Raw genomic sequence first — 22,345 nt, 5'->3', positions numbered from 1 at the left:
CAATGGAAAGTGAGAGCCTCATGAATCGTCGCGACCTGATGAAGACCGCCCTGGTGGGCGCGGGCATGCTCCCGATGCAAGCCTCCCTCGCCGCCACACCCGAGCGGAGCAAGCGGCCCCGTCGCGCGTTCCTCCTGGTGCATGGTGCCTGGCACAACGCCCTCCACTGGACGCGCGTCACGGAGGCGCTCTCCGCGCGGGGCCATCAGGTGGTGGCCATCAACCTGCCCGGGCACGGCCTCAATGCGCGCTTCCCCACGGCCTACGTGACGGGCAACGCGGCGAACCTCCTCGAGGAGCGCTCACCGCAGGCGGAGGTCACGATGGAAGACTGCGCCACCGCCGTGGTCGCCGCGCTGGAGAAGCTGCGCCAGGGGGCTGGCGGAATGAAGCCCGTCCTCGTGGGCCACAGCGTGGGCGGCGCCGTCATCACCCGGGCGGGCGAGCTGGCGCCACAGCACATCGGCCGGCTCGTCTACCTGAGCGCGTATTGCCCCCTGCGCCTGGGAAGCCCCGGTGGCTACGGAGCACTGCCCGAGGCGAGCACCGGCTACGGAGAGACGCTGTTCCTCGGCGACCCGGGGAAGCTGGGCGCGGTGCGCATCAACCCTCGCGGCGGCACGGAGTACCTGGAGTCCCTTCGCGCGGCGTACTACCAGGACGTGCCGATGGCGGACTTCCTGCCCTTCGCGCTCTCCCTGACGCCGGACCTCCCGTTGTCGCTCTGGACCTCCAAGGTGGGAGCGACGAAGGAGCGCTGGGGCCGCATTCCTCGCAGCTACATCCGCTGCACCCAGGACCGCGCCCTGGCCCCAGCGCTCCAGGAGCTGATGATTCGCGAGGCCAACGCCTTCACGCCCGGCAATGCCTTCACCGTCGAGTCATTGGAGGCCTCGCACTCACCCTTCGCCTCACAACCCGAAGCGCTCGTCGCGCTCCTCGACGGCCTGCGCTAGGCCGAGCGCCGCTGCTGCGACGTCGTGTCGAGCGGGAGGGTGATGGTGAAGCAGGTGCCCTGCTCCTCGGAGCTCGTCACCGTGGCCTTGCCGCCATGTGCTTCGGCGAGGCCCCTCACCAGGGGCAGCCCCAGTCCCCAGCCCTTCTCGGCGCTCTCCGTCGCGGACCTGGTGCGGTGGAACGGCTCGAAGATGGTCTGCAACTCGTCCGGGGCGATGGGGGTGCCCTGGTTGCGCACCTGGAGCGTCACCTGACGCTCGCTCCGGTCGAGCAGGACTTCAATCGGGGTGCCCGGCGCGCCGTACTTCGCCGCGTTGGAGGCCAGGTTCTCCACGATGCGTCTCAGCCCGAGCGGATCCGCCTTCATCGTGAACACGCCCTCCGCCTTCAGGACGAAGCGCTCCGGATAGAGCGCCGCGAGCTCGTCCAGCGTCTGCGCGGTGACTGCGTGGAAGTCACACTCGCCCAGCTCCAGCGCCACCCGCTTGCCGGCCTGGATGCGGCTCGCGTCCAGCAGGTTCTGAATCATGCGCTCCGCGCGGTCCAGGCTCCCGCTCACCCGGGACACGGAGGTCTGGACGCTCGGTAGGTCCGCATGGCGCCGCCCCAGCACCTGCACGCTCATCTTCGCCGCCGTCAGGGGCGTTCTGAGGTCATGGGTGAGCGCCGCGACGAACGTGTCCCGGAGGTTCTGCTCGGCCTTCAGCTTCTTGATCTGATTCCGGAGGTTGACCTCCGTCATGATGGACGCCGTCAGCTCCCGCATCACCGTGAGGTCCTGCTCGGTCCACTCGCGCACCTTGGGCTGGATGCAGCAGAAGGTCCCCAGCACGTGCCCGTCCGGGTTGATCAACGGGAGCACGATGAGGGCGACGATTCCCCATGGCCCCGTGGAGGGATGGAACTTCAGGAACACATCGGCGGGCGCGTTCGAGGAGATGATGGGCTCGCCCTCGAGCGTGTAGCGGCACAGCGAAGCGTCAATCGGCAACGTGCGGCTCTCCTTGAAGGGAGAAGCCAGGCCGAAGTCCGCCTTGAAGAACTGCCGGTCCGCGTCCACCAGGGACATGATGGTCAGCGGGACATCGAGGAGCTGCGCCGCCAGTCGGGCGAGCCGATCAAAGGCCTCCTCCTGGGGCGTGTCCATCAGCCCGGTGTCCCGGATGGCCTGCAGCCGGTTCGGATCCGCGAGGCGGCGATTGCACCGCTGCGTCCGTGCCAGCGAGGCCTCGTCCAAGTCGCCCAGAAATTTCATGGGCCGACCTTAATGCGAGCCACCGGGCGGAGGAGGCTCTGAATCCCGAGCCACGCTCCCCTGTTTGTTGACCAGCCTACTTGAGACACGGGGAATAGAAGTTATCGCGGTGCTACAGCGCCCTGACTTCACTGTGGGCGAAGAGAAAAACTCCAGTTCCTGGGGATGCCCACGAGCGGGTCGGAAGAGTGGACCTCCACCATATAGGTCCCCGCCGCTTCAGCCGCGAGGCGCCGGGTCCTCGTCACCGCGTCGAACACCACGGGGACCTCCGCGCCAGCCGGGTCGAGAATCCGGAGCGTCACGTTGTTGGACTCCACGACATAGGTCTGGCTCACCTCAGAGGAGAAGGAGAGCACGTCGACGTCCGTGCCCAGCTCGAAGACACCGTCCAAGGTCGCCGGAAGCGTCAAGGGCGTGGCGTGGGCCGCGTCATCGCCATGGTCATCCGTGCCCACCCGCTCCATCTTGAACGTGAAGGAGTGAGGAGTGCTCCGCGAGCTGACGACGAAGGTGACGTCCGCCGAGGACAGCATGTGGCCATGCCAGAAATCCGACTCGAACCCCTTGTACAGGGAGATGGACCTGGCGGGAGCGCGCAGCGACAGTTCGCAGTCGGGCGTACACGTGAGCCGGTAGACCCCATCCGCCTCCAGGGGGACCGTGATGGCATCCGCGTCCGACCTCTGGTGCAGAAACCCGGTGACAGTCTCCCCGACCTCGGCGTGGGTGGCTGTTTCGGGAGTGCCCCCGTGGTCATCCGTCCCCAGGTCATCCACCTGCACCTGGAACTCACTCCCCCAACCCAGGTCCTTGAGGAAATGCAGGAAGTAGGTCCCCGTCACCTGGGCTTCCCAGAGGATTCCGCTCCTCATGCTCTCCACCAGCGGCTTGCCGTCCGCGTCCATGAGCCTGAGGTTCCACGAGCGCGAGGCCGAGGGTCCAATCTTGTAGATCCTCCCCGCGGTGAAGGAGAAGGAGAAGACATCCACGTCGTTGCTGCCCTGGAGCCGCGCCGTGATGGGGACACCGACCGTCAGCGGGGTTGCCCCTTCGCGCACATCCGAGTGTTCATCCACCCCCAGGTCATCCAACTGACATCGGGTGGACGGCAGACCGTAGTTCGAGGTGTAGGCACGGACGAACCACGTGCTCGCGTCCGGGCTCTTGTGGCCCACGCGGCCACTCGACCCACTCGCCTCCAGCCCAACGCCCGCGCCATTCATCAGCGAAAGGGAGACCTTGTCGGACTCACATGAGAACTGGAACCCGTGACCCGGCTCGGTGCGGAAGGTGAAGACATCCTCGTCATCTTCGAACTCGAGCGTGACAGGGAAGCTCCCGCCCCCCAGCACCATCGACGTCGCCGTGGCGAGCGTGTCGCCGTGCGCATCCTTGCCCATGTCCTCCAGCCGGTAGGAATACGTCCCCGAAGGCGTGGCCGCACTCGACGCGGCCACCACGATGAAGCGGGGGACCGCCTCCGTGGAGACGAACTCCATGACGCCCGGCCGGGAGCCGCTCACGCGCACCTCGTTCCCCTTCGCATCCAGGAGGTTCACGGCCAGGTTGGCCAGGGTGCCGGGCTTGTAGGTGAAGCGAAAGCCATGTCCCGTCAGGGCGGGCACCGCGAAGACATCCCGGTCCTTCCACGCCCGGAAGGGCGGCTGGAGGGTGCCCTCGAGGAAATCCACGGAGGGTGCCAGCGGCGTGGCGGACGCCACGGTGTCACCGTGGTCGTCCGGCTGCCGCATGGCCACGATGGAACACCTGAGCCCCGCGGCCTCCTCCCAGGCGCCGCAACGACACACGGGGGCACCGTCCTCGTCGGCGACGCAGCGGCCCGCGCCGCACTCCACCTCGGCGCAGACGCGCGCGTCCTCCTCCTCGTCGTAGGGGACACCACAGGCGATGAGGAGGCCAAGGGCCACCAGCGCGAACAGGCGCGGGATGAAAAAGGAGCGCATGGGGAACATCGGAGGCCCTGGGTTGACGTCGGTCGAGTGACCGTAATAACCAAACACCCGCGCATGCAAACGCTCTCTCGTCCCGCCGCGCAGGCGCTGGTCCTGCTGTCACTCCTGGTGTCCTCGCCGACATTCGCGGAGGAAAACCCGGAGCGTGAAGCGAGCTTTCCTCGCTGGCTCGCGCTCTCCGCGCGCGGGGGCTACCTCATGCCGGGCGGGCGCACGGATGGCTCCCCCGACCCGTTCTACCTGTACGAGGTCTACAAGGGGCTCTTCGCCGCCATCGTGGAGCCGACCGTCCGACTCGGCTCGAACCTCGAGGTGGGGCCCTGGGTTCAGCTGGCCCACGCGCAGATGCGGATCCGCTGCTCCGCGGACAGCACGTGCTCGGGCAGCAACCTGCGCTTCGGATTGCAAGGCAACTACCACTGGAAGCCCGAGGGCCCCTTCAACCCCTGGGCAGGCGTGGCGCTCGGCTACGAAAAGGCCGCGTTTTCGATTGGCGGCGCCGACGTCACGTACTCCGGGCCGGAGGCCACGCTCCAGGCGGGGTTCGACAGACACTTCGGCGGGAACTTCTGGGCCGGGCTCTTCGTCAGCGCCACGGGCGGCCGGTACAGCACGCTGGACGTGGAGCTGAGCACCGGCGCGGGAAGCGAGAGCCTCCGCGAGCGCACCCTCCACATGTGGATTGGCTTTGGCTTCCGCGTGCGGGTGGCCGCGCCCTTCCCGGCGGCCCAGCACTGACGAGGCCCCGCGCTCAGCCCTTGGGTTTGCCTTTGGGCCGGGGACCCGACGCGGCGGACTCTCGCGGCAGGTGCCGCAGGCCCATCCAGCCCAGCGTCCCCACGTGCCGCACCACGTGTTCGAGCGAGATGGGACGGCCCTCCGCCGCCCACCACACCCCCACCTGCGTCACCATGCCGACGAGCGCGTTGGCGTACACCGGCGCGACCTTGGGGTTGAAGCCCGCCCGGCTGAACTCCGCCTGGAAGATGTCCCCCACCCGCTGCGCCAGGTCGTCGATGACACGCGTGAGGCCGCGCCGGGCGCTGGACGTGGGCGAGTCGCGCGTGAGGACGGCGAAGCCCGCGGGCTCCTCCTTCGCGTAGGTGAGGAAGACCAGCACCGCGGCCTCGAAGCGCTCGCGCGGACCGCCCTGCGCGATGGCGTCCGACATGCGCTGCACCAGCCCGTCCATCTCCCGCTCCACGATGGCCGCGTAGAGGCCCTCCTTCGCCCCGAAGTGCTCGTAGACGATGGGCTTGGAGACCCCCGCCTGCGCCGCCACCTCCTCGATGGACGTCGCCTCATAGCCCCGCGAGGCGAAGAGCTCGCGGCCCACCTCCAGCAACTGGGCGCGCCGCTGCGGCCCCGTCAATCGCTGCTTCTTGGCCACCTTGACCTCTAAGCTACCCGAGCGTAGGTTACCGAATCGTAAGTTACCGGCAAGTAGGCTACCCGCCGGTTTTCGGGAGACCTTCCGTGTACCTCATCCTCTGCGGCCTCGTCTTCACCGGCGCCTACCTGCTCAACATCCTCGTCATCACCGTGGGTTACCACCGCGCGCTCGCTCACAAGGCGGTCCGGCTGCACCCGGCGCTGCGTCGCCTGCTCGTGGTGGGAGGCAACTGGTTCACCGGGCTGGACCCCAAGGCGTGGGTGGTGATGCACCGGCTGCACCACGAGCACTCGGACACCCCGCTGGACCCGCACTCCCCCATGAACGTGGGGCTGCTGGGCATCGCGGGCGAGCAGCTCCGCAACTACAAGCGCGTCATCGTGGGGCTGCTGCGCGAGAAGCCCGAGTACACGAAGTACGCGAAGGACCTCGACTTCCCGCTCAACACCCTCAACCGCAACAACCTCTGGTGGCTGCCGTATGCGCTGCACGCGGGCGTGGGGCTCGCGCTGGCGCTGAGCGTGGGCTGGGTGCTGGGCGCCGCGTACTTCCTGGGGATGATGAGCCACCCGGTGCAGGGCGGCCTGGTCAACGCGCTGGGGCACGCGGTGGGCGGGCGCAACTTCGACACCCGGGACAACTCGCGCAACAACCACCTGACGGCCTGGCTCATCATGGGCGAGGGCTTCCAGAACAACCACCACGCCTACCCGGGCTCGGCGTCCTTCTCGCACCACCGCCACGAGGTGGACCTGGGCTTCGTGGCCTGCCTCGCGCTGGAGCGGCTGGGGCTCGCGACCATCGACCGCGCCTACCTCATCCCCAGGCCCGAGCAGCTGGACTCGGAGCGGGTCCGGGCCTGATGACAGCGGTCACCACCCTCGATGACCGCGGACACCAGCGGAGGGCCCTCCGGGCCCGTCCCGGTTGAGGCGCTTCAGAGGGGAGACGGTGCATCGGGAGGTTCGCGAGGGGCTGGCACACGCCGTGCTCTAGGGAGGTCACATCACGGGCCGGACGAACTCGGCTCATCCCCAACCTCGCTGTCGCCCCCGGAGCACTCCCATGCGCGTCGCCAACCGCCCCGTGTCCACCCCCGCCTCGGCCCCTGCTTCCTCCTCCGGCGCGGCGACCCCCGACAAGAAGGGCAACGTCCTCGACAAGGTCCAGCCGGAGACGAAGTGGAACCAGCAGTGGGGCCAGGACATCTTCCTGGACCCCAGCAAGGGCGACAAGGCGGCGGACAGCGCGGCGCGGAAGGACGGGCGCCAGGTCACCCAGGGCAACACCGGCCCTGGCCAGGTGGCGGGCAACGAGAGCGGCAACTACGTCGCGTGGCAGAAGGACGCCGCGGAGTTCAAGACGGGCACGGGCTTCAACAAGGAAGGCACGGGCGCGCAGTTCGAGGCGAGCGCGGCCGAAATCCAGGGCGACGCGTCCTACCGCATCCTCCCGTGGGAGGTGGGCGCCCGGGCCGGTGGTGAGGCCAACCTGGTCAGCCTGCGCGGCGACGCCGGCTACGGCAAGGACCTGCAGGACATCAAGGGCCTGGATAAGATTGACGGCAAGGTCTACGGCGGCGTGCACGGCGAGGTGCTGGTGGGCGCCAACGCGGACGCCAAGGCCAAGGCCGACCTGAACCTCAAGGACGGCGACGTGGGCCTCGAGGCGGGAGCCGGAGCCCTGGTGGGCGCCGAGGCGAGCGCCACGGCCCGCGGTGAGCTGGGCCCCGTGCAGGGCTCCGTGACGGGCAGCGCCATCGCTGGCGTGGGCGCGGCGATTGACGGCAAGGTGGCCTTCGAGGACGGCAAGCTGACCATCGGCGGCAAGGCCAAGGCGGCGCTGGGCGTGGGCCTGGGCATCGGCACCTCGTACACCATCGACTTCAACAAGCTGAAGAACACGGTCGACAACGTCACCGGCGGCAAGGCCTCCGAGGTCGTCAAGGAGGCCACGGACAAGGTCGCCGAGGGCGCCAAGGACGTGACGAACAAGGTCGCCGAGGGCGCCAAGGACGTGACGGACAAGGTCGCCGAGGGCGCCAAGGACGTCAGCAAGAGCATCAAGGGCTTCTTCGGCTTCTGACGCGAAGCCCCCTGACGAACGAAGGGGCGAGCACCGTTGTCGGCGCTCGCCCCTCTTGCTCAAGGACTCCGAGCGACGCTAGTCCTTCGTGCAGACGACGTCGTCGACCTGGAGGTGCTCGCGGTCGGCTTCGCTGCGGCTCGGATAGAAGAACAGACGCCAGTCGCGCACGTTGCCGGTGAAGCGGAAGAACACCGGCTGCCACTCATCGCTGTCGACGATGAGGAAGTCCGTCTGCGGGCTCCAGCCTCCGCTCGAATAGCTGCGATGGCGGATGCTGCCGTGGCCTCTCACCCGGTACGAGCAGGACCAGGTGCCGCTCGGCACGTTGAACTTCTCCATGGAGAAGCGCTCGGCGATCTGGATGGGGACGACGAACTGGAGCGCCGTCGTGCCGCCATGCACCGCGTTCGTGTAGCGCACCAGCCGCGAGGGTTTGATCTCCGTGCCCGGGTCCGCGATGCCGTTGTCGATGCCGTACCAGTAGTCAGGGATGAGATGGTTCCCCTGGTAGGGAATGGAATAGATGTTCCAGGACTCGAAGCCACCGTTGCGGATGATGTTCGCGGGGTGGTCCGCGGCGACGCAGCGGCGGGTCGCCGGGTCGCAAGCGGGCAAGGCCCCCAGACAGTCGAAGGTCGTGAAGCAGGCCCCCGCGGCCAGCTCGCACGCGCCCGTCGTCGGATTGCAGGTCGTCGCCGGGTTGCTGCACACGACACCCGCGCAAGGGTCTCCCGCGACGCAGAGGTGAGTGCCGAGGTCGCAGACCGGCGTCTGCGGAGTGCTCGCGCAGTCGGCGTGGCGGACGCAGCGCTCCTCCGCGACCACGCACGTGTTGGTGTCATCGCAGGCCTCCCACGACGCACAGTCCCCGCCGATGTTGCAGCGACCGGAGAGCGGCTCGCAGGTCGCGGTGGCATTCACGCAACGCTCCCACGACTCGCAGCTGACCGAGTCACACGGCTCGGCGGCCCGCATGCAGCGCACGTCGTCGATGAGCAGGTGGTCGCCGCTCGTATTCCGAACGCTGAAGATGAGCTCGAACGTGTCGAACACGTCGTTGGCCAGGTTGAAGTTGTACGCCACCTGGGTCCACGCCGAGGCGCTGACGGAGGTGTAGGACGAGTACGAGGAGTAGTCGTCGTCGAAGAAGGCGTTCCGGACGTCGCCCGTGCCCCGCGCCTGGAAGGTGCAGGAGTAGCGACCGGCGGACATCGACTTCGCCAGCGTCGTGAACCGTCGGTGCGTGGCCGAGGCGTTGGTCAGCCGGACCGCGTTCAGGCCCTCGAAGGCATTCGTCGTCACCTTCTGCACTGCGGCGGACTCGATGTTCGACTTGCCGCCGAACCACCGCGCCGGAAGCGCACCGGGCCACTCCTCGAAGCCCCAGTTGTCGATGACGCTCACGACGGGAGGCACACCCGCGTCCGGCGTCTCGCTGCCCGCGTCGGGCGTCTCGCTGCCTGCGTCCGGAAGCTCTCCGCCCGCGTCAGGCGCCCCACCACCCGCGTCCGGCGTCTCACCTCCGGCATCGGGGAGTTCACCACCCGCGTCCGGAAGCTCGCCGCCCGCGTCGGGCGTCACCCCACCCGCGTCCGGAAGCTCTCCGCCCGCGTCGGGAGTCACCTCACCCGCGTCGGGAAGCTCGCCTCCCGCGTCCGGCGACACCTCGCCCGCGTCTGGAAGCTCTCCGCCCGCATCGGGAGTCACCTCACCCGCGTCCGGAAGCTCTCCGCCCGCGTCAGGCGCCACCTCGCCCGAATCCGGAGTCCCGCCACCTGAGTCCGGCGTCCCACCACCCGCGTCCGGCGTCCCATTTCCCGCGTCAGTCCGGGTCTCCCCCGCATCGGGAATCCCCTCGGGCTCCGAGTCACCACAGGCAACAACCAAGACCAGCAGCGCGGTCAGACACCCTCGAAACAACTTCAAAGCAAGCCTCCGGTTCCCAGCAAAGTTCCTTTCGTACCACAATTTTCAAGCAGGGCGGGTGGAGCCAGGGTCACAAAGAGGGGCCCCAGGAGGGTTCACGATTCGGAGGAGTTCGCCAGGACGGTCGGTGCTACCGACGTGGGAGCCGTCCTGGCCTCCAATCAACGACCATCCTGGCAGGCATTGGCGACACCCCAGCTCCGTTACGGGTCGTCAGCCATGTCGTCGAGTTGGCCCTGCGCCATCGCCCGGTAGTACGGCACCACTTCGACAGCGAGGACATCGCGCATTTGCTGGCGTGCGCTGTCGTAGTCGCCAGCCTGCTGGAATCGCCACATCAGGTGTAGAGCGTCCGTGAGGCGATTGGACCCATCTGTGATGCGGCGTGCGGCCTCACGCAGCAACGACAAGGCCCCTGCATCGGTGCTCATGGCCATTTCCGCGTCGCGGATGGCCACCTCATGTGCGGTTCGCGCCAACAGTCCGCGCACCGTGTCGGTGAGTTCCAGGGGCGCCCCTTCGCGCAGCACCCGGCGAGCGAGGGCGCGAAATGGGTCCCAGTTGGGTCGGTCGTCCATGCCTCACCGCCTCTTTCGCTTCGCGTCGCACATGTCGAGCGGCCATTCTTGCTGTCCCTCACACCGACGCATGCAGTCGTAGCAGGGCCCAGAAAATCGGCCTTCCTTGCAGTCTCCGTAGTTCCGAATACAGCGCCGCTTCCATTCCGGCAGGTTCTCGTTGTGGGCATCGGCCCATTCCTCGGCATCACTGGCGCCGGAGGTGGCCTCCTTCGCGCCGGCCATGAGGATGGCGGCCTCTGTTTTTGTAAAGCCGCACGCCTCGGAGCCGAAACGCTGGATGCAACACGTTTCGCTGTCCATGCAGGTGGCTTGGGCGTAGGCGTCGCGGTTTGCCGTGGAGTGAGCCGAGCCCGAACAGCCCAGCGCCAGGGCGGCATACGCGAGCGCCAACAATAGAAAGCCAGTCGGCTTTGACATGGACGGCACGCTACACGCTAGGAGAGCCGTGGGGCATCGTCCATGACGCTGGAGATGGCGCAGCACCGAGAGACGGACACCGGGTGCGACGCCACCGACACGCCGCCAGCAGAGCGGCAGACCGGCGCCGCGGGGAGGTCCGTACGCCCATGGCGGCGCAGCTTGCGCTCTCGCCCTGGGCTCATCCGCCATCGACCCGGCCACGTGCGCGGTGCAAATCGTCCCCCACATCGAGTGACCCGGGCCGCCCCCCCCACCCGGCGCACCGCTCAGGCGGACCCGATGTCGGCGCTGCGCTCGGAGGCCTGAACCGCGCCACCGAGCCTGGAGCCTCCAACGGTGGGAAGCCCCAGGCTCCTGGGCTCAATAGCAGAGGTAGTTGTCGCTCCAGCCGTGAGCGGAGTCCGCGGGCTCGTTCCACGCGACGCAGGTCTTCCCGGAGATGGGGCCCGCATAGGACCACTGGAAGTTGAGCAGGCTGAGGGTGGGCACGCAGACGTAGTTGTCGTTCCAGGTGTTGGGGTCACCGGGCTCGTTCACGGACGTGCACCGCATGCCGGAGATGGGCCCGCCGAAGCTGAACTGCACGCCTTCGTTCGTCTCGGAGCACAGATAGTTGTCGCGCCAGGCCGCGGAGTCGGACGGCTCGTTGACCGAGACACAGGTGGTCCCGGCAATCTTGCCCGCTGGGGAGAACGCGAACCGCTGCGTGTAGCACAGGTGGTTGTTGTTCCAGGAGTCGGGGTCCGCCGGCTCGTTCCACTGCGCGCAGCGCATCAAGGGAATCGGGAGCAACGAGGACCAGACGAAGTTCAGGGGACTGTGGTTGGGCACGCAGAGGTAGTTGTCATTCCAGCCATTGGCGTCGAAGAGCTCGTTGACGAGGGTGCAGCGCTGGCCGGGGATGGCGCCCGCATAGGACCAGGTCACCCCTTCCTGCCCGGCGGTGCAGAGGTAGTTGTCATGCCAGCCGTGAGGGTCGCCCGGCTCGTTGACCAGGGTGCACGCGGAGGGGAACGCGTAGTACTGGAACTGGAACTCCACGGGAGTCACGCCGTAGACCTCGCGCAAGCCTTGAAGGTCCAGGGCGCTCAAGGTCGGCCGGCCCCACAAGGCGCAGTAATTCATGGTCGAGTTGGGGTCGTACGCGGTGATGATCTGACCATTCGGCTGCACGACGATGGTGTTGTTGCAGTAGCCCGGCGTGTTGGGTTGATTGCCCGGATGGTCCTGCTCGTGCCAGAAGCCCAGGGCGTGGCCGAACTCGTGCAAGGCGACACCCCGGATGCAGTATTCACGGTCATCGCCTGGATATGCCGCGTCATCCACGCCGTCGTTGCAGACGTGGCTCCAGGTGGCGAAGTTGAAGTTGAGCCACATGCTGGGGTTGTTGCTCGAACGGCCGACGTAGGAGCGCGGGCCGCTCTCATCCACCTGGATGCGGATGGCCTGGGCGGGAGTGCTCCCATCACAGGTGCCCCAGCCCGTGAAGCGCACGCTGCTGTTCGTGTCCCACTGGGCCTCGACAGTCTGTCTCACCCACGTCTTCTCCGAGTTCGAGCCCGCCGTGAGCCAACACACAGGCACATCGGTGAACCCCGAGGCGCTCGTGGGCCAGTAGGCGGCGGGATTGCCGTAGAGCGCATCCTGCTGTGAATCCATGGCCACGACCTCCAGGTCCGGGATGGACCTGGCTGCGGGCTCGCAAGCCATGAGGAAAGAGGAGAGCAACCCAAGGACCTGGGCTGCGCCAATGACACGCCAATCGTTTTTCATGATTCCCCCCCTGCAAGCACTTCTTCACTGCGAGTCAGTCTCTAACACAAACAAAACACCAACCCAAGCAGGAGACTCAACATCGCCCAGTGACGGAAATATCGTCCGGCGACAACATGCTCCGCCACGCGAAAGACACTCAGACAATCCAGAGTTCGGACACCTGCCTGGGTTCAGGATGCAGTGCGCGTCAAAGGATGACGAAGCGGTATTTCCGTAAATCGATGTCGACCCCCCGGATTCCGCGCTTCGAGCCCCGCACCGGCTTTGGGTCGTGTGAGCGCTTCGGACTTGACCGTCATTATCCTTGAGTAATAACAAGACCCCATGAACGCGGATGAAGGGCTCGTGGCCCTGGGGTTCACCGAAGTCGAGGCGCGGGTGTACTGCGAGCTGCTCAAGGGCGCGCCGGCCACCGGGTACCGGCTCGCGCAGGCGCTGGGGAAGGCGCCTCCGAGCATCTACCAGGCGCTCGCGTCGCTCGAACACAAGGGGGCGGTGCTCGTCGAGGAGGGGGAGCCCCGCTCCTTCCGCCCCGTGCCTCCGGACGAGGTGGTGGCCGCGCTCCAGCGGGGCTTCGAGACGCGCAGCCGCGAGGCCGCCAACGCGCTTCGCAAGCTCCACGCCCCGGCGCAGGACGACCGCATCTACCACCTCAAGAGCACCGCGCAGGTGATGGAGCGCGCCCGGGTGATGATCGCCGGCGCCGCCGAGCGGCTGCTCTTCGACCTCTTCCCTCCTCCCTTCGCGGCCCTCGTCCCCGCGCTCACCGAAGCGAGCGCCCGAGGCGTGGCCATCGCGGGACTCGTCTACGACAAGACGCCCAAGGTGCCCTTCGACTGCGTGCGCTCGTCCGACGCGGACTTCGTGAGGGAGCGCTGGCCCGGCGCGCAGCTCACACTCGTGGTCGATGCCCGCGAGTTCCTGGTGGCGCTGCTCACCCCGGATGGCACCGGGGTCAAGCAGGCCATCTGGAGCGACAGCACCTATCTGTCCTGCCTGCAGCACAGCGGGCTGTCCGCGGAGGTCCGGCTGAGCGCGCCACCGTCCACGCGCGCGCGGCTGGCCCGGTCCTTCTCCCTCATCGGCTCGAGCCCGCCCGGCCTGCGCCAGCTCGTGGGACAGCCCCCTTCCTCAGCCAAGCGCGGAGCCGCCTCATGAGAGTCCTCATCCCCGTCCTGATGGCCCTGACCCTGGTGCTCCCCGCCGCATCCCGGGCGGACGCGCTGCAAACACTCCTCGCGCGTCACCTCGAGTGGCGCGGCGGGGACGCCTTCACGCGCCTGGAGAGTCTCCACGCCAAGGGGAAGACCTCGACGGGCGGCCTCCAGGGCCCGATGGAGTCCTGGAGCCATCGGGCCGGACGGGTCCGCAGGGATGCGGACTACGGCGTGGTGCGGGAATCGATGGCTGTCACCGCCGAGGGCGGCTGGAAGCTGAACGCCAGCGGCCAGGTCGAAGACGCCTCGCCCACCGACGCGCGCGATGCACGGCATCGGGTGGCGCTCGACTTCGGAACGGCGCTGCGAGGGAGTGCCGGCGCGAAGCTCGCCCCCCAACCCGACGCGACGCGAGATGGCCGCGCCTGGAAGGTGGTGCGCGTCACCTTCGGCGACGAGGACCTCTATGACGTGTTCCTCGATGAGACCAGCGGGGCCCTCCACGGCTTTCGCATCCGCGAGGACAACGTCACCCGCTTCGTGCGGCTGGGAGACTGGCGTCAGGTGCAAGGCGTGCGCATGCCCTTCCTCGAGGAGGAGTTCACCGACAACCCGGACTCCGACTCACGGACGGTGGTGGAGTCCCTGGAGCTGAACGTGCCCTTCGCGTCCGCCGTCCTCGAGCGGCCCGAGGACGTCCGCAAGGCGAGCTTCGCGAACGGCCGCCACGGCACCGGCTTCATGCCCTTCGAGTTCTTCAACGAGAACCGCGTCTACATCCCGGCCCGGGTGAACGGCCATGCGACGCAGGTGCTGCTGGACAGTGGCGCCGAGATGACGGTGGTCGACACGGCATATGCGCGCGAGCTGGGGCTGAAGACGCAGGGACAGGTCGCGGCGGTCGGCAGCGGCGGACAGGCGCAGGCCCAGTTCGCTGGCGGCGTGGACATCACCCTGGGCGAGCTGCGACTGACGGGACTGACGGTCGCCGTCATCGACCTGGCCGAAGTCGCGCGACAGATAGGTCATCCGCTGCCCGTCATCCTGGGCAAGGAGGCCTTCCATCAGCTGGTCGTGGACGTGGACTTCCCCAACCGGCGCATCGCCTTCCATGAGCACTCCAGCTTCAAGGCGCCCCCGCGAGCGGTGCGCGTCCCGCTGGTCGAGTCCGCGGGCGGGCAGCGCGAGGTCCAGGTCTCCATCGAGGGCCGACCCGCCATTCCCGTACTGTTCGACGTGGGCAATGGAGGGGCGCTCTCGCTCTTCCCGGCGTACTGGCAGCAGGCGGGGCTGCTCAAGGGCCGGCGCGCCTCCAAGACGCTGTCAGGCGCCGTGGGCGGGTTGCGGGAGCGGGATGTGGCGACGCTGAAGCGCGTCCAGTTCGCGGGCGTCACCTTGCGCGACGTGCCCACGGTGTTCGACGACGCGGGCAACAGCATCTCCACCTCGGACCGGCTCCACGGCAACCTGGGGCTCGCCGTCCTCGGGCGCTTCCGGATGATCACCGACTACGCGACCGACACGCTGATGCTGGTCCCCGATGCCCGCGCGCTGCGGCAGCCGTTCCTCAAGGACCGGTCCGGACTGATTGCCCTCCCCTCGGAGGGTCGGCTCGTGGTGAAGCTTGTGGCCCCCGGCAGCCCGGCCGCCACCACGGGCTGGAAGGTGGGTGAGGAAATCGTCGCCATCGATGGACAGCCCATCGGGCCCGACTACGCGAGCACGAAGCTCGCGCGCTGGCGATATCGCCCCGCCGGGCAGACGGTGGTGCTCACGCTGAAGGACGGCGGCAAGCGCGGGCTCACCCTGCGCGACTACTACTAGGGCCCGCCGCCAGCCGCCGTCGTCCGTGTCCGTGGGCGCGTCGCTACTCGAAGAGGGACAGCTGCCCCAGGGAGCGCAGCTCGCCCGTCGTATCCCTCGGGTTGGCGCGCACACGGACTTGCGACACAGGTGTCGTGCCCGTGAGGTCCACCTCCATGAAGGGCTTCACGCCGGCACCGGCGAGCAGGTTGGCCAGGGGCAGCCACTGGGCACCGTCGGCGCTCCCCTCCAGCACCAGCTCGCTCAGGGCGCCCGACACCTCGAAGTTGCGCAGCACGGCCTTGCGCGGCACCACGGACCGCGAGAGCTGCACGGAGACCTCTCGGACCGCCGACTGGAAGAGCACGCGCCGACTGAGGTCACCGCTGGTGAGGCGGCAGGGCACGTCGACGCTCACATAGGTGCACGCCGCGCCACGGCTCACGGGGACCAGCGCGCGACGAGGCATGGCGACCTCATCGCTGGACCAGGCGAGGCCGACCGTCACGTCGCCCACCTTCGCCTGGCGCTCGACGCCGACGAAGGCCTTGAGCCCCGCCGCGTCCTCGAGGACGTAGTCGCTCAGGCGGACCGGCGAAGAGGCCTTGGGCACCTGCCAGGCCACCTCGACGCTCGAAGGGCCGACGGACAGCATGTGCTCATCGCTCCCGGCCCCGTGGGTGGCGGAGAGGGGCTTGAAGCCCAGGCTCACCCCCTGCGCCTCCGCGGTGGCCGTCAGCGCGCCCCTCCACTCCTGGAAGGTGGGCAGCGCCACCTTCGACTCCTGGATGAGGAAGTAGGCGGAGAGGCTCCTGCCCTGGGCATGTTCGGGCGAACGCGCGACGAAGCAGCGCGCGATGCTCCCGCTGCGCGTGTCCGCTCCCAGCAGGGCCAGCTCGAAGGTGCCATCGGCACGGGTCTTCACCGACTTCCAGCTCGACGTGAAGGCCGCGAACGCGCACGAGGAGTTCTCGCTGCGGTAGAGCTTCAGCTGCGCGTCCGGGAGCGGTGCGCCCGCCTCGTCCACGAATCGGCCGCTCAGGATGATATCCAGCCCGCTGTCCACCTTGCTCTCGGTACAGCCACCCACCACCGCCAGCACACCCACCGTCAACGTGCGCATCCATCGCATGGGAACCTCCCCCTTCAGTGAGCCGGGCCCCCAGTGCAATATCGGTGCAGCGCGCCGCTCCCTCTGAAACTCGAAATCCGGGCCCGCCTGATTCTGACGGGGTCGTCATGGCGCATCCCCTACGCGGGTGCCACCGCCACTTCGCGGTACCCGAGTCAAAACCCGCCCCCACCACCCTGGGGTGAGGGACAGACCGCGCGCTCGCGCCTATTGATTGGCCAACCCCGTGCAAAGCCCCAGGGGTTGCCAACCCGGTAGGAAGGACGCTCTCGTCGATGAATTTCACCGCGCATGAATGGGTGCTCAGGGACAGGGTCATCACGGCGCTCAACAGCTCCTTGTCCCTCCCCAAGGCCCTGGAGTCCGCTCGGGGGCCCCTGCTGGAGTTCACCCCCGCCGACTACATGGGCCTGTGCCTCATCACCCTCGGCACCGTCGTCGACTTCCAATGGCTCGTCCCCGGCCACCGGCTCGCCCTCCTGGATGAGTATTCCAAGTGGGTGGACCATGACTTCGTGCGTGCCCCCATCTTCGCCCGGCCCAACGAGGTCCTCCGGGATTCGGACATGCTGACGCGCAGGGAGCTGGAGGGCAGCCTCCTCTACCAGCGCAGCCGCGAGCTGGACCTGAGCCTGGAGCACGTCATGGCCATCCTCCTGCCGGCCCACACCGAGCTGCTCGGGGCCTTCACCCTCTACCGGGACCGCCGGCTCGCCTTCTCCGAGCAGGACGCCGCCCGGTTGACCAGCCTCACGCCCCACCTGGTGAACACGGTGCGCAACTGTCGCGCCATGCAGGTGGCCACCTCGAGCGCGAACCTGCTGGAGGAGCTCTACAGCCGCCCCGACTCCGCCTTCCTCATCGCGGCCCCTCCCACGCGCGAGGTGCTGCGCTCGCCGCGCGCCGCCGCGATGCTGGCGAGGTGGTACACAAGCAGCGAGCTGCACTCCTCGGGCATCCCCTCCGTCCTCATGGAGCGGCTGGTGGCCCTGGCGTGCATGGACGCGGATTCGCGGCTCAAGAACAACGTCTGGGTCTCCCTCCACGCCGATGACTACCGGGTCGTCCGCTTCGTCGAGCTGCCCGAAGCCGAGGGGCCTCGCCAGTGGGCCCTCGTCCTGAACGAGATTCCCCTGTCGATTCCCCTCCCCGAGGCGATGAGGCAGGAGCTCACCCCCCGCGAAATCGACGTCGCCATGGGCATGCTCAGGAACTGGTCCAACGAGCAGATCGCCAGCGAGCTGGGCCGCTCGGTGCAGACCATCAAGACGCACGTGCGGTCCATCTTCGAGAAGCTCGGCGTCGACAGCCGCGCGGACTTCCTCTACCAGGCCGCGCACCTCAACAAGCCTGTCTGACCCGCCGTGAGCGCGCGCATGTCGGCGCGCCACCGGGCACCCCTGCCTAGAACCGCGGCAGCTCCAGCAGGTTGTCGGTCAGGATGCCGTTGGCCTTGGTCCGCAGATGCGGCGACGTTGCGTCCACGACGGCGAGCTTCACGTCCGTGGACCCGACGCGCACCCGCGCATCCCCTCCATCCTTGACCCACCGAACGAGCTCCGCGCGGCTGCTCTCGCCCGTCGCGGACTCCTCCGTCCAGCGAAGGCGTGCGATGTGCTCGTGAAGCGCGCCGCCGTCGAGATGGATTTCGGTGATGTAGCGCATTGAAGACGGCTCCCAGTCCAGATGCCACGAATGGAAAGGGAGGATTGCCTTCCGGGGACGACCTTGTCTCTACCCCCAGGGAGGTATAACGGCACCGCCAGGGGCCTCCCGAAAGGCCCCTGGCGGCACGAGACTGGGATTACAGGATGAAGGTGCGGACTTCCGCCAGACACGTGGTCGGGTTGATGAAAGACAGGGGATCGACGGTGCAGGTGGCGCCGCCGTAGGTGCCGAAGAAGACCGTCCCCGTGCAGACACCACCCACGTCGGTGATCTCCACGCGCCAGACGCACGTCTTGGAGGTCGCCGGAGCCGCCGCGTTGACCGTCCAGTAGTACTGCTGGATGACCGGCGCCGCCACGGTGGGCGCGGGAGCGCTGACCTGGTACCCGCCCAACTGGAGGTTGGGGATGGGATAGGGATTGAAGACACCGTTCAGCGTCCCCGTCAGGACCTGGATGCCCAGGGCGATGTTGACGCCGGTCTGGTTGGTGACCAGGAGGTTCTCCAGCGCCGGCCCGATGGACTGACCACCGGCATCTTCCCGAGCGGGGAGCGGAATTCCCTCGGGACGGAGGCTGACGTACTCGTTCCGCTCGGAGAGCAGGTCAGGGAACCCATGCTCCACCTGTCCGGCGAGCGCGATCGACGGCATGAGAGACAGCAGCGAGCCAGCCAGGAAACGCTTCACGTTCCTCGTCATGGACTTCTCCTGTGATGTTTGTGCGGGGTTGGCCGAAGCCAATTCCTTACTAGCATCCCTCTCAATTTAATTTCAAATCGAAACAAGCAATTCCACAAACTCCAGCATGCGTGGATGTTTGCGCCCCGGGCGTGTCACTTTTGTCATTGAATGTCAGACTAAGGGGTTCCCACGGGGCTGCAAAGACATACGTCACATCAATCCGTAACAGAGAACAGCTGGAGCAAGAAGCTGCTGGCTGAGCGGAACGGAGGCCTCGCGTGACAGCAGGAACGCCACGCAAGAAATGTTGAGCACCACCGCTCGAAGACAACAGGTCGGCGCTCCACGCGCACCACGGGAGCTGGGGCGCGTGGACACCCGAGCGGCGCGGCGCTCCTCCTCGAGGGCCCGCGCCGCCGCTCGGGCTGGCGCTACTTCTTCGCGCCCCGCCCCTTCACCAGCTTCTGACCCAGGGTGAAGAGCAACACCGTCACGGCTCCTGCGCCCAGCCCCACCGCGGCATTGAGCAGCATGGGAGCAAGACCGCCCAGGACACTGCCCACGCCCGGCACGGACGAGGCCCACAGGGTGAAGGACTCCTCCGCGTGGTGCAGGCTGGAGATGCCGTGCACGAGGATGCCGCCGCCCACCAGGAACATGGCCGCCGTGCCCGCCACGGAGAGGAACTTCATCAGCCACGGCGCCGTGCGGAGGATGCCCGCGCCCAGGCTGCGCTGGAAGGCCCCGGACTGACGGCTGAGATACAGCCCCGCGTCGTCCAGCTTCACGATGCCCGCCACGAGCCCGTAGACGCCCACGGTCATGATGAGGGCAATGCCCACCAGGACGGAGACGCGGGTGGCGAAGCTCACCGTGGCCACGGTGCCCAGCGTGATGGCGATGATTTCCGCGGAGAGGATGAAGTCGGTGCGCACCGCGCCCTTGATCTTGTCCTTCTCCAGGGCCACCAGGTCCACGGTCGGGTTCGCCAGCGCCTCGCGCAGCTCCTCGCGGTGCGCGCTGTCCTCCTCCTCGCTGTGGAGGAACTTGTGGGCGAGCTTCTCGAAGCCCTCGAAGCAGAGGAAGGCGCCGCCCACCATCAACAGCGGAGTCACCAGCCAGGGCGCCAGCGCGCTGATGGCCAGCGCCGCGGGCACCAGGATGGCCTTGTTGACCAGCGAGCCCTTCGCCACCGCCCACACCACCGGCAGCTCGCGGTCCGCGTTGACGCCCGTCACCTGCTGCGCGTTGAGCGCCAGGTCGTCACCGAGCACGCCCGCCGTCTTCTTCGCCGCCACCTTCGTCAGGATGGAGACGTCATCCAGGATGGTCGCGATGTCGTCGAGGAGCGCAATCAGGCTGCTGCCTGCCATGGAGATCTTTCCGGCTGGGGGTGGGATGTCGCCTTACGGCCTGCTCGAATTAGCACAGCAGGGCGACAGGGGCACGGCTTCGCTGCGCTCGGGGCCCCCTGGCCACGGCCTCCCGGTGCGACCCTCCTCGCCTCAACGAGGGGCGTGGGCCCGGGGCAGGAACACGATGACGTCGGTGGCCTGCCGGGTCGGCCCCGCCCCCTCGCTGGTCTCCGTGCCGAAGGGCAGGTCCTGGTCCACGACGGAGCCAGCAGGCAGGCGAGCAAGCAGCACGAGGTGGTTGCCCGGCGAGCGAGCAAGCGTCGCTTCGGACCGACCGGGAGACGAAGGGCCGCGCCGCCGCATCTCCATGCGGCCGGCCCTCCGGCGCTCCCACCGCACCTGCTCAGCGAAGCAACGGCAACAGCTTCTCCAAGGGGGGAGCGGGCTCGGGCTTGCTCCAGCGCAGAATCAGCGGCGCCTCCTCCCTCAAGTCCTTGACGAGCGCGAGCCGGCGGTCGGAAGCGAAGGTGACGTCCCGGCCCTGCACACGCAGGCTGAGCCCGGCAGCGCTGAACGGCTCTCCACGGCCAATCACGCGGTAACCCGGCAAGCGCTGCTCCCAGGGATGGGCCTCCTTCGATTTAGACAGCGAGGAGGCCTCGCGGCTCGTTCCCTCGGTCGGAGTGTCATTCTTCGAGGAGTACAGCCAGCTTGAAGCGAAATCCTCGTCCAGCCCTTGGGGGCCGAAGTCGGTGGAGAACAACTCCACCGTCGTGCCGAACACCTCTCGCTCCAGCGCCCGCGAGACGCTCTTCAGCATCCGCAGCCCGCTCTTTCCCACGGCCGTCTCGCAGCCGAGCAGCCGGACTCGGGCATTCTCCGCGAGGTACGGCCTGACCCGCTTCAGGACCGCGATGACTTCGGGCGGTTCGACATGGCTCATCATGAAGGGCTCATCACCCAGTTCGAAGAGCTCAGACGAGCCATGGCCCACGAGGTCGAGCAGGTCGATGGGGCGGCCCACGTTCAGGGCGATGTTGGGAAGGTTCTGCCACTTCTGGCAGCGCTCGATCAGGGCATACGTCGAGGAGAGTGACCCTCGCGCCTCGATGCCATCCTGTGGGGGGCATCCTTTCAATTTGACGACGTCATCAATGTCCTCGAAGAGGGACTCGAGCAGCCGCGTATAAGAAATGACCGTGAGGTGGGTTTCCATGGGCGTGGTCTCCACTAGCGAAGGGCCTTCAAGATGTGGTTGAGGGCATCGAGCACCGGCATGTCGTCCAGGGCTTTGTCCTCGCTCAGGGACCGCAGCAGAGCCCGGGGCGTCGCGGCGATGGGCCACTTGTTCCCCGTCTCCCGCAGACTGGTGACACTGAGCCCCGCGCGAAGCCCGACGTTCGCGTTGGCCTCCCATCTCTCCGACAGCATGAGGAAGCCATAAGGCTTGTCGTCGGTCGCGAGCGGCGCGGTCGACGGCAGGTCCGGCCAGCAGATTTGATACTGCGAGGTCAGCTCCACATGGAAGGTCTTCAGCGGGGTCTCATCCCCGGGCTCCTTCCAGGCCTCCATCCGCACCAGCTGGAAGTAGAAATTCCGCAGGCCCTCGTCGGTCCGCTCCTCGCGGACCCGCTTGACGATGTAGGGATGGAACCTGGGTCCGATGGTATTCCGGTGCCACCAGTACTTCAGCTCCTCGGCACTTGCCTTGGGCTTGGTGTCAGCGGCGCCGAATGCACTGGTTGAGTCAGCCTTGGGAAAGTCTGGCATTTCTTCTCCTCCCATCACTGCGTCCATGAATTGCGTTCTCGGTCTACATCCACCGTCGTGACAGTGACGGCGGGGTGAACCGAAGCATTTCGCGCGCCATCCCCTGTCACGAGGCACGGGTCCTCGTGGCTGTCCATCCCGGTGGACGCATCAACACCTCTTCATTCAAGGCGATTGGACACCCCCCTCGGCGGGAACCGAGGTAACGCGCCGTGGACGAAGGGCTGTCCACTGCTGGACGACCCAGGCACGCGGCTTGCTCAACCCGAGAGCGCCCCCAACCCACGGTCCGGGGGTCGGCGCGGTGGTGCTGGGCAGTCGGGGGGAGCTGGCACCACCGCGTCGTGTCTCAACGGGTCATCCGCACAGAGAGGGTCTTCGATGCATTGGAATCGATTCGCAGCAG

General features: G+C 67.6%; 21 protein-coding genes. 7 read left to right on the top strand and 14 right to left on the bottom strand.

Annotated features, from left to right (window positions below; all coding sequences use genetic code 11):
- Nucleotides 1-956: alpha/beta fold hydrolase (locus ACN469_RS35630; protein WP_498775461.1), on the top strand; the 956-nt coding region annotated here is incomplete at its 5' end.
- Here the strand turns inward: ACN469_RS35630 and ACN469_RS35625 are convergent.
- Nucleotides 953-2,212: a GAF domain-containing sensor histidine kinase gene (locus tag ACN469_RS35625; protein WP_498775459.1), complete on the bottom strand. Its 1,260-nt coding sequence runs from the start codon at nucleotides 2,210-2,212 to the stop codon at nucleotides 953-955. The genes ACN469_RS35630 and ACN469_RS35625 overlap by 4 nt on opposite strands.
- A 128-nt stretch (nucleotides 2,213-2,340) precedes the next feature.
- Nucleotides 2,341-4,179, bottom strand: a complete 1,839-nt coding sequence (locus ACN469_RS35620) for a hypothetical protein (protein WP_498775457.1) — start codon at nucleotides 4,177-4,179, stop codon at nucleotides 2,341-2,343.
- 63 nt (nucleotides 4,180-4,242) lie between these two features.
- Between ACN469_RS35620 and ACN469_RS35615 the strand changes: the two genes are divergently transcribed.
- Nucleotides 4,243-4,926, top strand: coding sequence for a hypothetical protein (locus tag ACN469_RS35615; RefSeq protein ID WP_498775455.1), 684 nt, complete (start codon nucleotides 4,243-4,245; stop codon nucleotides 4,924-4,926).
- A 13-nt stretch (nucleotides 4,927-4,939) separates the two neighbouring features.
- On the opposite strand, the gene ACN469_RS35610 is transcribed toward ACN469_RS35615, so the two are convergent.
- The gene (locus ACN469_RS35610) at nucleotides 4,940-5,578 is read right to left on the bottom strand and encodes a TetR/AcrR family transcriptional regulator (protein WP_498775453.1); all 639 of its coding nucleotides are present in this window, start codon (nucleotides 5,576-5,578) and stop codon (nucleotides 4,940-4,942) included.
- An 86-nt stretch (nucleotides 5,579-5,664) separates the two neighbouring features.
- Here ACN469_RS35610 and ACN469_RS35605 point away from each other — a divergent pair, with 86 nt between their 5' ends.
- Both ACN469_RS35605 and ACN469_RS35600 read left to right on the top strand, forming a co-directional pair.
- Nucleotides 5,665-6,444, top strand: coding sequence for a fatty acid desaturase (locus ACN469_RS35605; RefSeq protein ID WP_498775451.1), 780 nt, complete (start codon nucleotides 5,665-5,667; stop codon nucleotides 6,442-6,444).
- A 202-nt stretch (nucleotides 6,445-6,646) separates the two neighbouring features.
- Complete coding sequence (locus ACN469_RS35600; RefSeq protein WP_498775449.1) at nucleotides 6,647-7,666, top strand: hypothetical protein; 1,020 nt, start codon at nucleotides 6,647-6,649, stop codon at nucleotides 7,664-7,666.
- Between the two features lie 78 nt (nucleotides 7,667-7,744).
- Here ACN469_RS35600 and ACN469_RS35595 read toward each other — a convergent pair whose 3' ends face one another.
- From ACN469_RS35595 to ACN469_RS35580, 4 genes are all read right to left on the bottom strand, one after another.
- Nucleotides 7,745-9,595: an invertase recombinase-like protein gene (locus ACN469_RS35595; RefSeq protein ID WP_498775447.1), complete on the bottom strand. Its 1,851-nt coding sequence runs from the start codon at nucleotides 9,593-9,595 to the stop codon at nucleotides 7,745-7,747.
- Between the two features lie 203 nt (nucleotides 9,596-9,798).
- The gene (locus tag ACN469_RS35590) at nucleotides 9,799-10,173 is read right to left on the bottom strand and encodes a DUSAM domain-containing protein (RefSeq protein ID WP_498775445.1); all 375 of its coding nucleotides are present in this window, start codon (nucleotides 10,171-10,173) and stop codon (nucleotides 9,799-9,801) included.
- Nucleotides 10,174-10,176: 3 nt separating this feature from the next.
- A complete protein-coding gene (locus tag ACN469_RS35585; RefSeq protein WP_498775443.1) occupies nucleotides 10,177-10,593 on the bottom strand; it encodes a hypothetical protein in 417 nt (138 codons plus the stop codon).
- A gap of 363 nt (nucleotides 10,594-10,956) precedes the next feature.
- Nucleotides 10,957-12,255, bottom strand: a complete 1,299-nt coding sequence (locus tag ACN469_RS35580; RefSeq protein WP_498775441.1) for a hypothetical protein — start codon at nucleotides 12,253-12,255, stop codon at nucleotides 10,957-10,959.
- Between the two features lie 441 nt (nucleotides 12,256-12,696).
- On the opposite strand from ACN469_RS35580, the gene ACN469_RS35575 reads away from it, so the two are divergent.
- A complete protein-coding gene (locus tag ACN469_RS35575) occupies nucleotides 12,697-13,530 on the top strand; it encodes a TrmB family transcriptional regulator (protein ID WP_498775439.1) in 834 nt (277 codons plus the stop codon).
- On the top strand, nucleotides 13,527-15,353 hold the full coding sequence (locus tag ACN469_RS35570) for an aspartyl protease family protein (RefSeq protein ID WP_498775437.1): 1,827 nt from the start codon (nucleotides 13,527-13,529) through the stop codon (nucleotides 15,351-15,353). Before ACN469_RS35575 ends, ACN469_RS35570 begins: the two co-directional genes overlap by 4 nt.
- A gap of 43 nt (nucleotides 15,354-15,396) precedes the next feature.
- Here the strand turns inward: ACN469_RS35570 and ACN469_RS35565 are convergent, their stop codons facing one another.
- Entirely contained in the window at nucleotides 15,397-16,464 is a 1,068-nt protein-coding gene (locus tag ACN469_RS35565; protein ID WP_498775435.1) for a hypothetical protein, read from the bottom strand.
- 275 nt (nucleotides 16,465-16,739) lie between these two features.
- On the opposite strand from ACN469_RS35565, the gene ACN469_RS35560 reads away from it, so the two are divergent.
- Nucleotides 16,740-17,822 (top strand): helix-turn-helix transcriptional regulator, encoded by a 1,083-nt coding sequence (locus ACN469_RS35560; protein ID WP_498775433.1) that lies wholly within the window; start codon nucleotides 16,740-16,742, stop codon nucleotides 17,820-17,822.
- Between the two features lie 46 nt (nucleotides 17,823-17,868).
- Here ACN469_RS35560 and ACN469_RS35555 read toward each other — a convergent pair whose 3' ends face one another.
- From ACN469_RS35555 to ACN469_RS35530, 6 genes are all read right to left on the bottom strand, one after another.
- Nucleotides 17,869-18,129, bottom strand: coding sequence for a DUF3892 domain-containing protein (locus ACN469_RS35555; RefSeq protein ID WP_498775431.1), 261 nt, complete (start codon nucleotides 18,127-18,129; stop codon nucleotides 17,869-17,871).
- A gap of 139 nt (nucleotides 18,130-18,268) precedes the next feature.
- The gene (locus tag ACN469_RS35550; protein ID WP_498775429.1) at nucleotides 18,269-18,832 is read right to left on the bottom strand and encodes a hypothetical protein; all 564 of its coding nucleotides are present in this window, start codon (nucleotides 18,830-18,832) and stop codon (nucleotides 18,269-18,271) included.
- A 413-nt stretch (nucleotides 18,833-19,245) separates the two neighbouring features.
- Entirely contained in the window at nucleotides 19,246-20,187 is a 942-nt protein-coding gene (locus ACN469_RS35545; protein ID WP_498775427.1) for a DUF808 domain-containing protein, read from the bottom strand.
- Nucleotides 20,188-20,319: 132 nt separating this feature from the next.
- Nucleotides 20,320-20,538 (bottom strand): hypothetical protein, encoded by a 219-nt coding sequence (locus tag ACN469_RS35540; RefSeq protein WP_498775425.1) that lies wholly within the window; start codon nucleotides 20,536-20,538, stop codon nucleotides 20,320-20,322.
- 34 nt (nucleotides 20,539-20,572) lie between these two features.
- Nucleotides 20,573-21,385: a DUF4347 domain-containing protein gene (locus ACN469_RS35535; protein WP_498775423.1), complete on the bottom strand. Its 813-nt coding sequence runs from the start codon at nucleotides 21,383-21,385 to the stop codon at nucleotides 20,573-20,575.
- 14 nt (nucleotides 21,386-21,399) lie between these two features.
- Nucleotides 21,400-21,939, bottom strand: coding sequence for a hypothetical protein (locus ACN469_RS35530; RefSeq protein ID WP_498775421.1), 540 nt, complete (start codon nucleotides 21,937-21,939; stop codon nucleotides 21,400-21,402).
- Between the last annotated feature and the right edge of the window lie 406 nt (nucleotides 21,940-22,345).

The sequence above is a fragment of the Corallococcus terminator genome, from assembly GCF_049194865.1.
Classification (GTDB): Bacteria; Myxococcota; Myxococcia; order Myxococcales; family Myxococcaceae; genus Myxococcus; species Myxococcus terminator_A.
The sequence above is the reverse complement of the archived record's forward strand: the minus strand, read 5'-3'. Positions and strand labels throughout refer to the sequence as shown.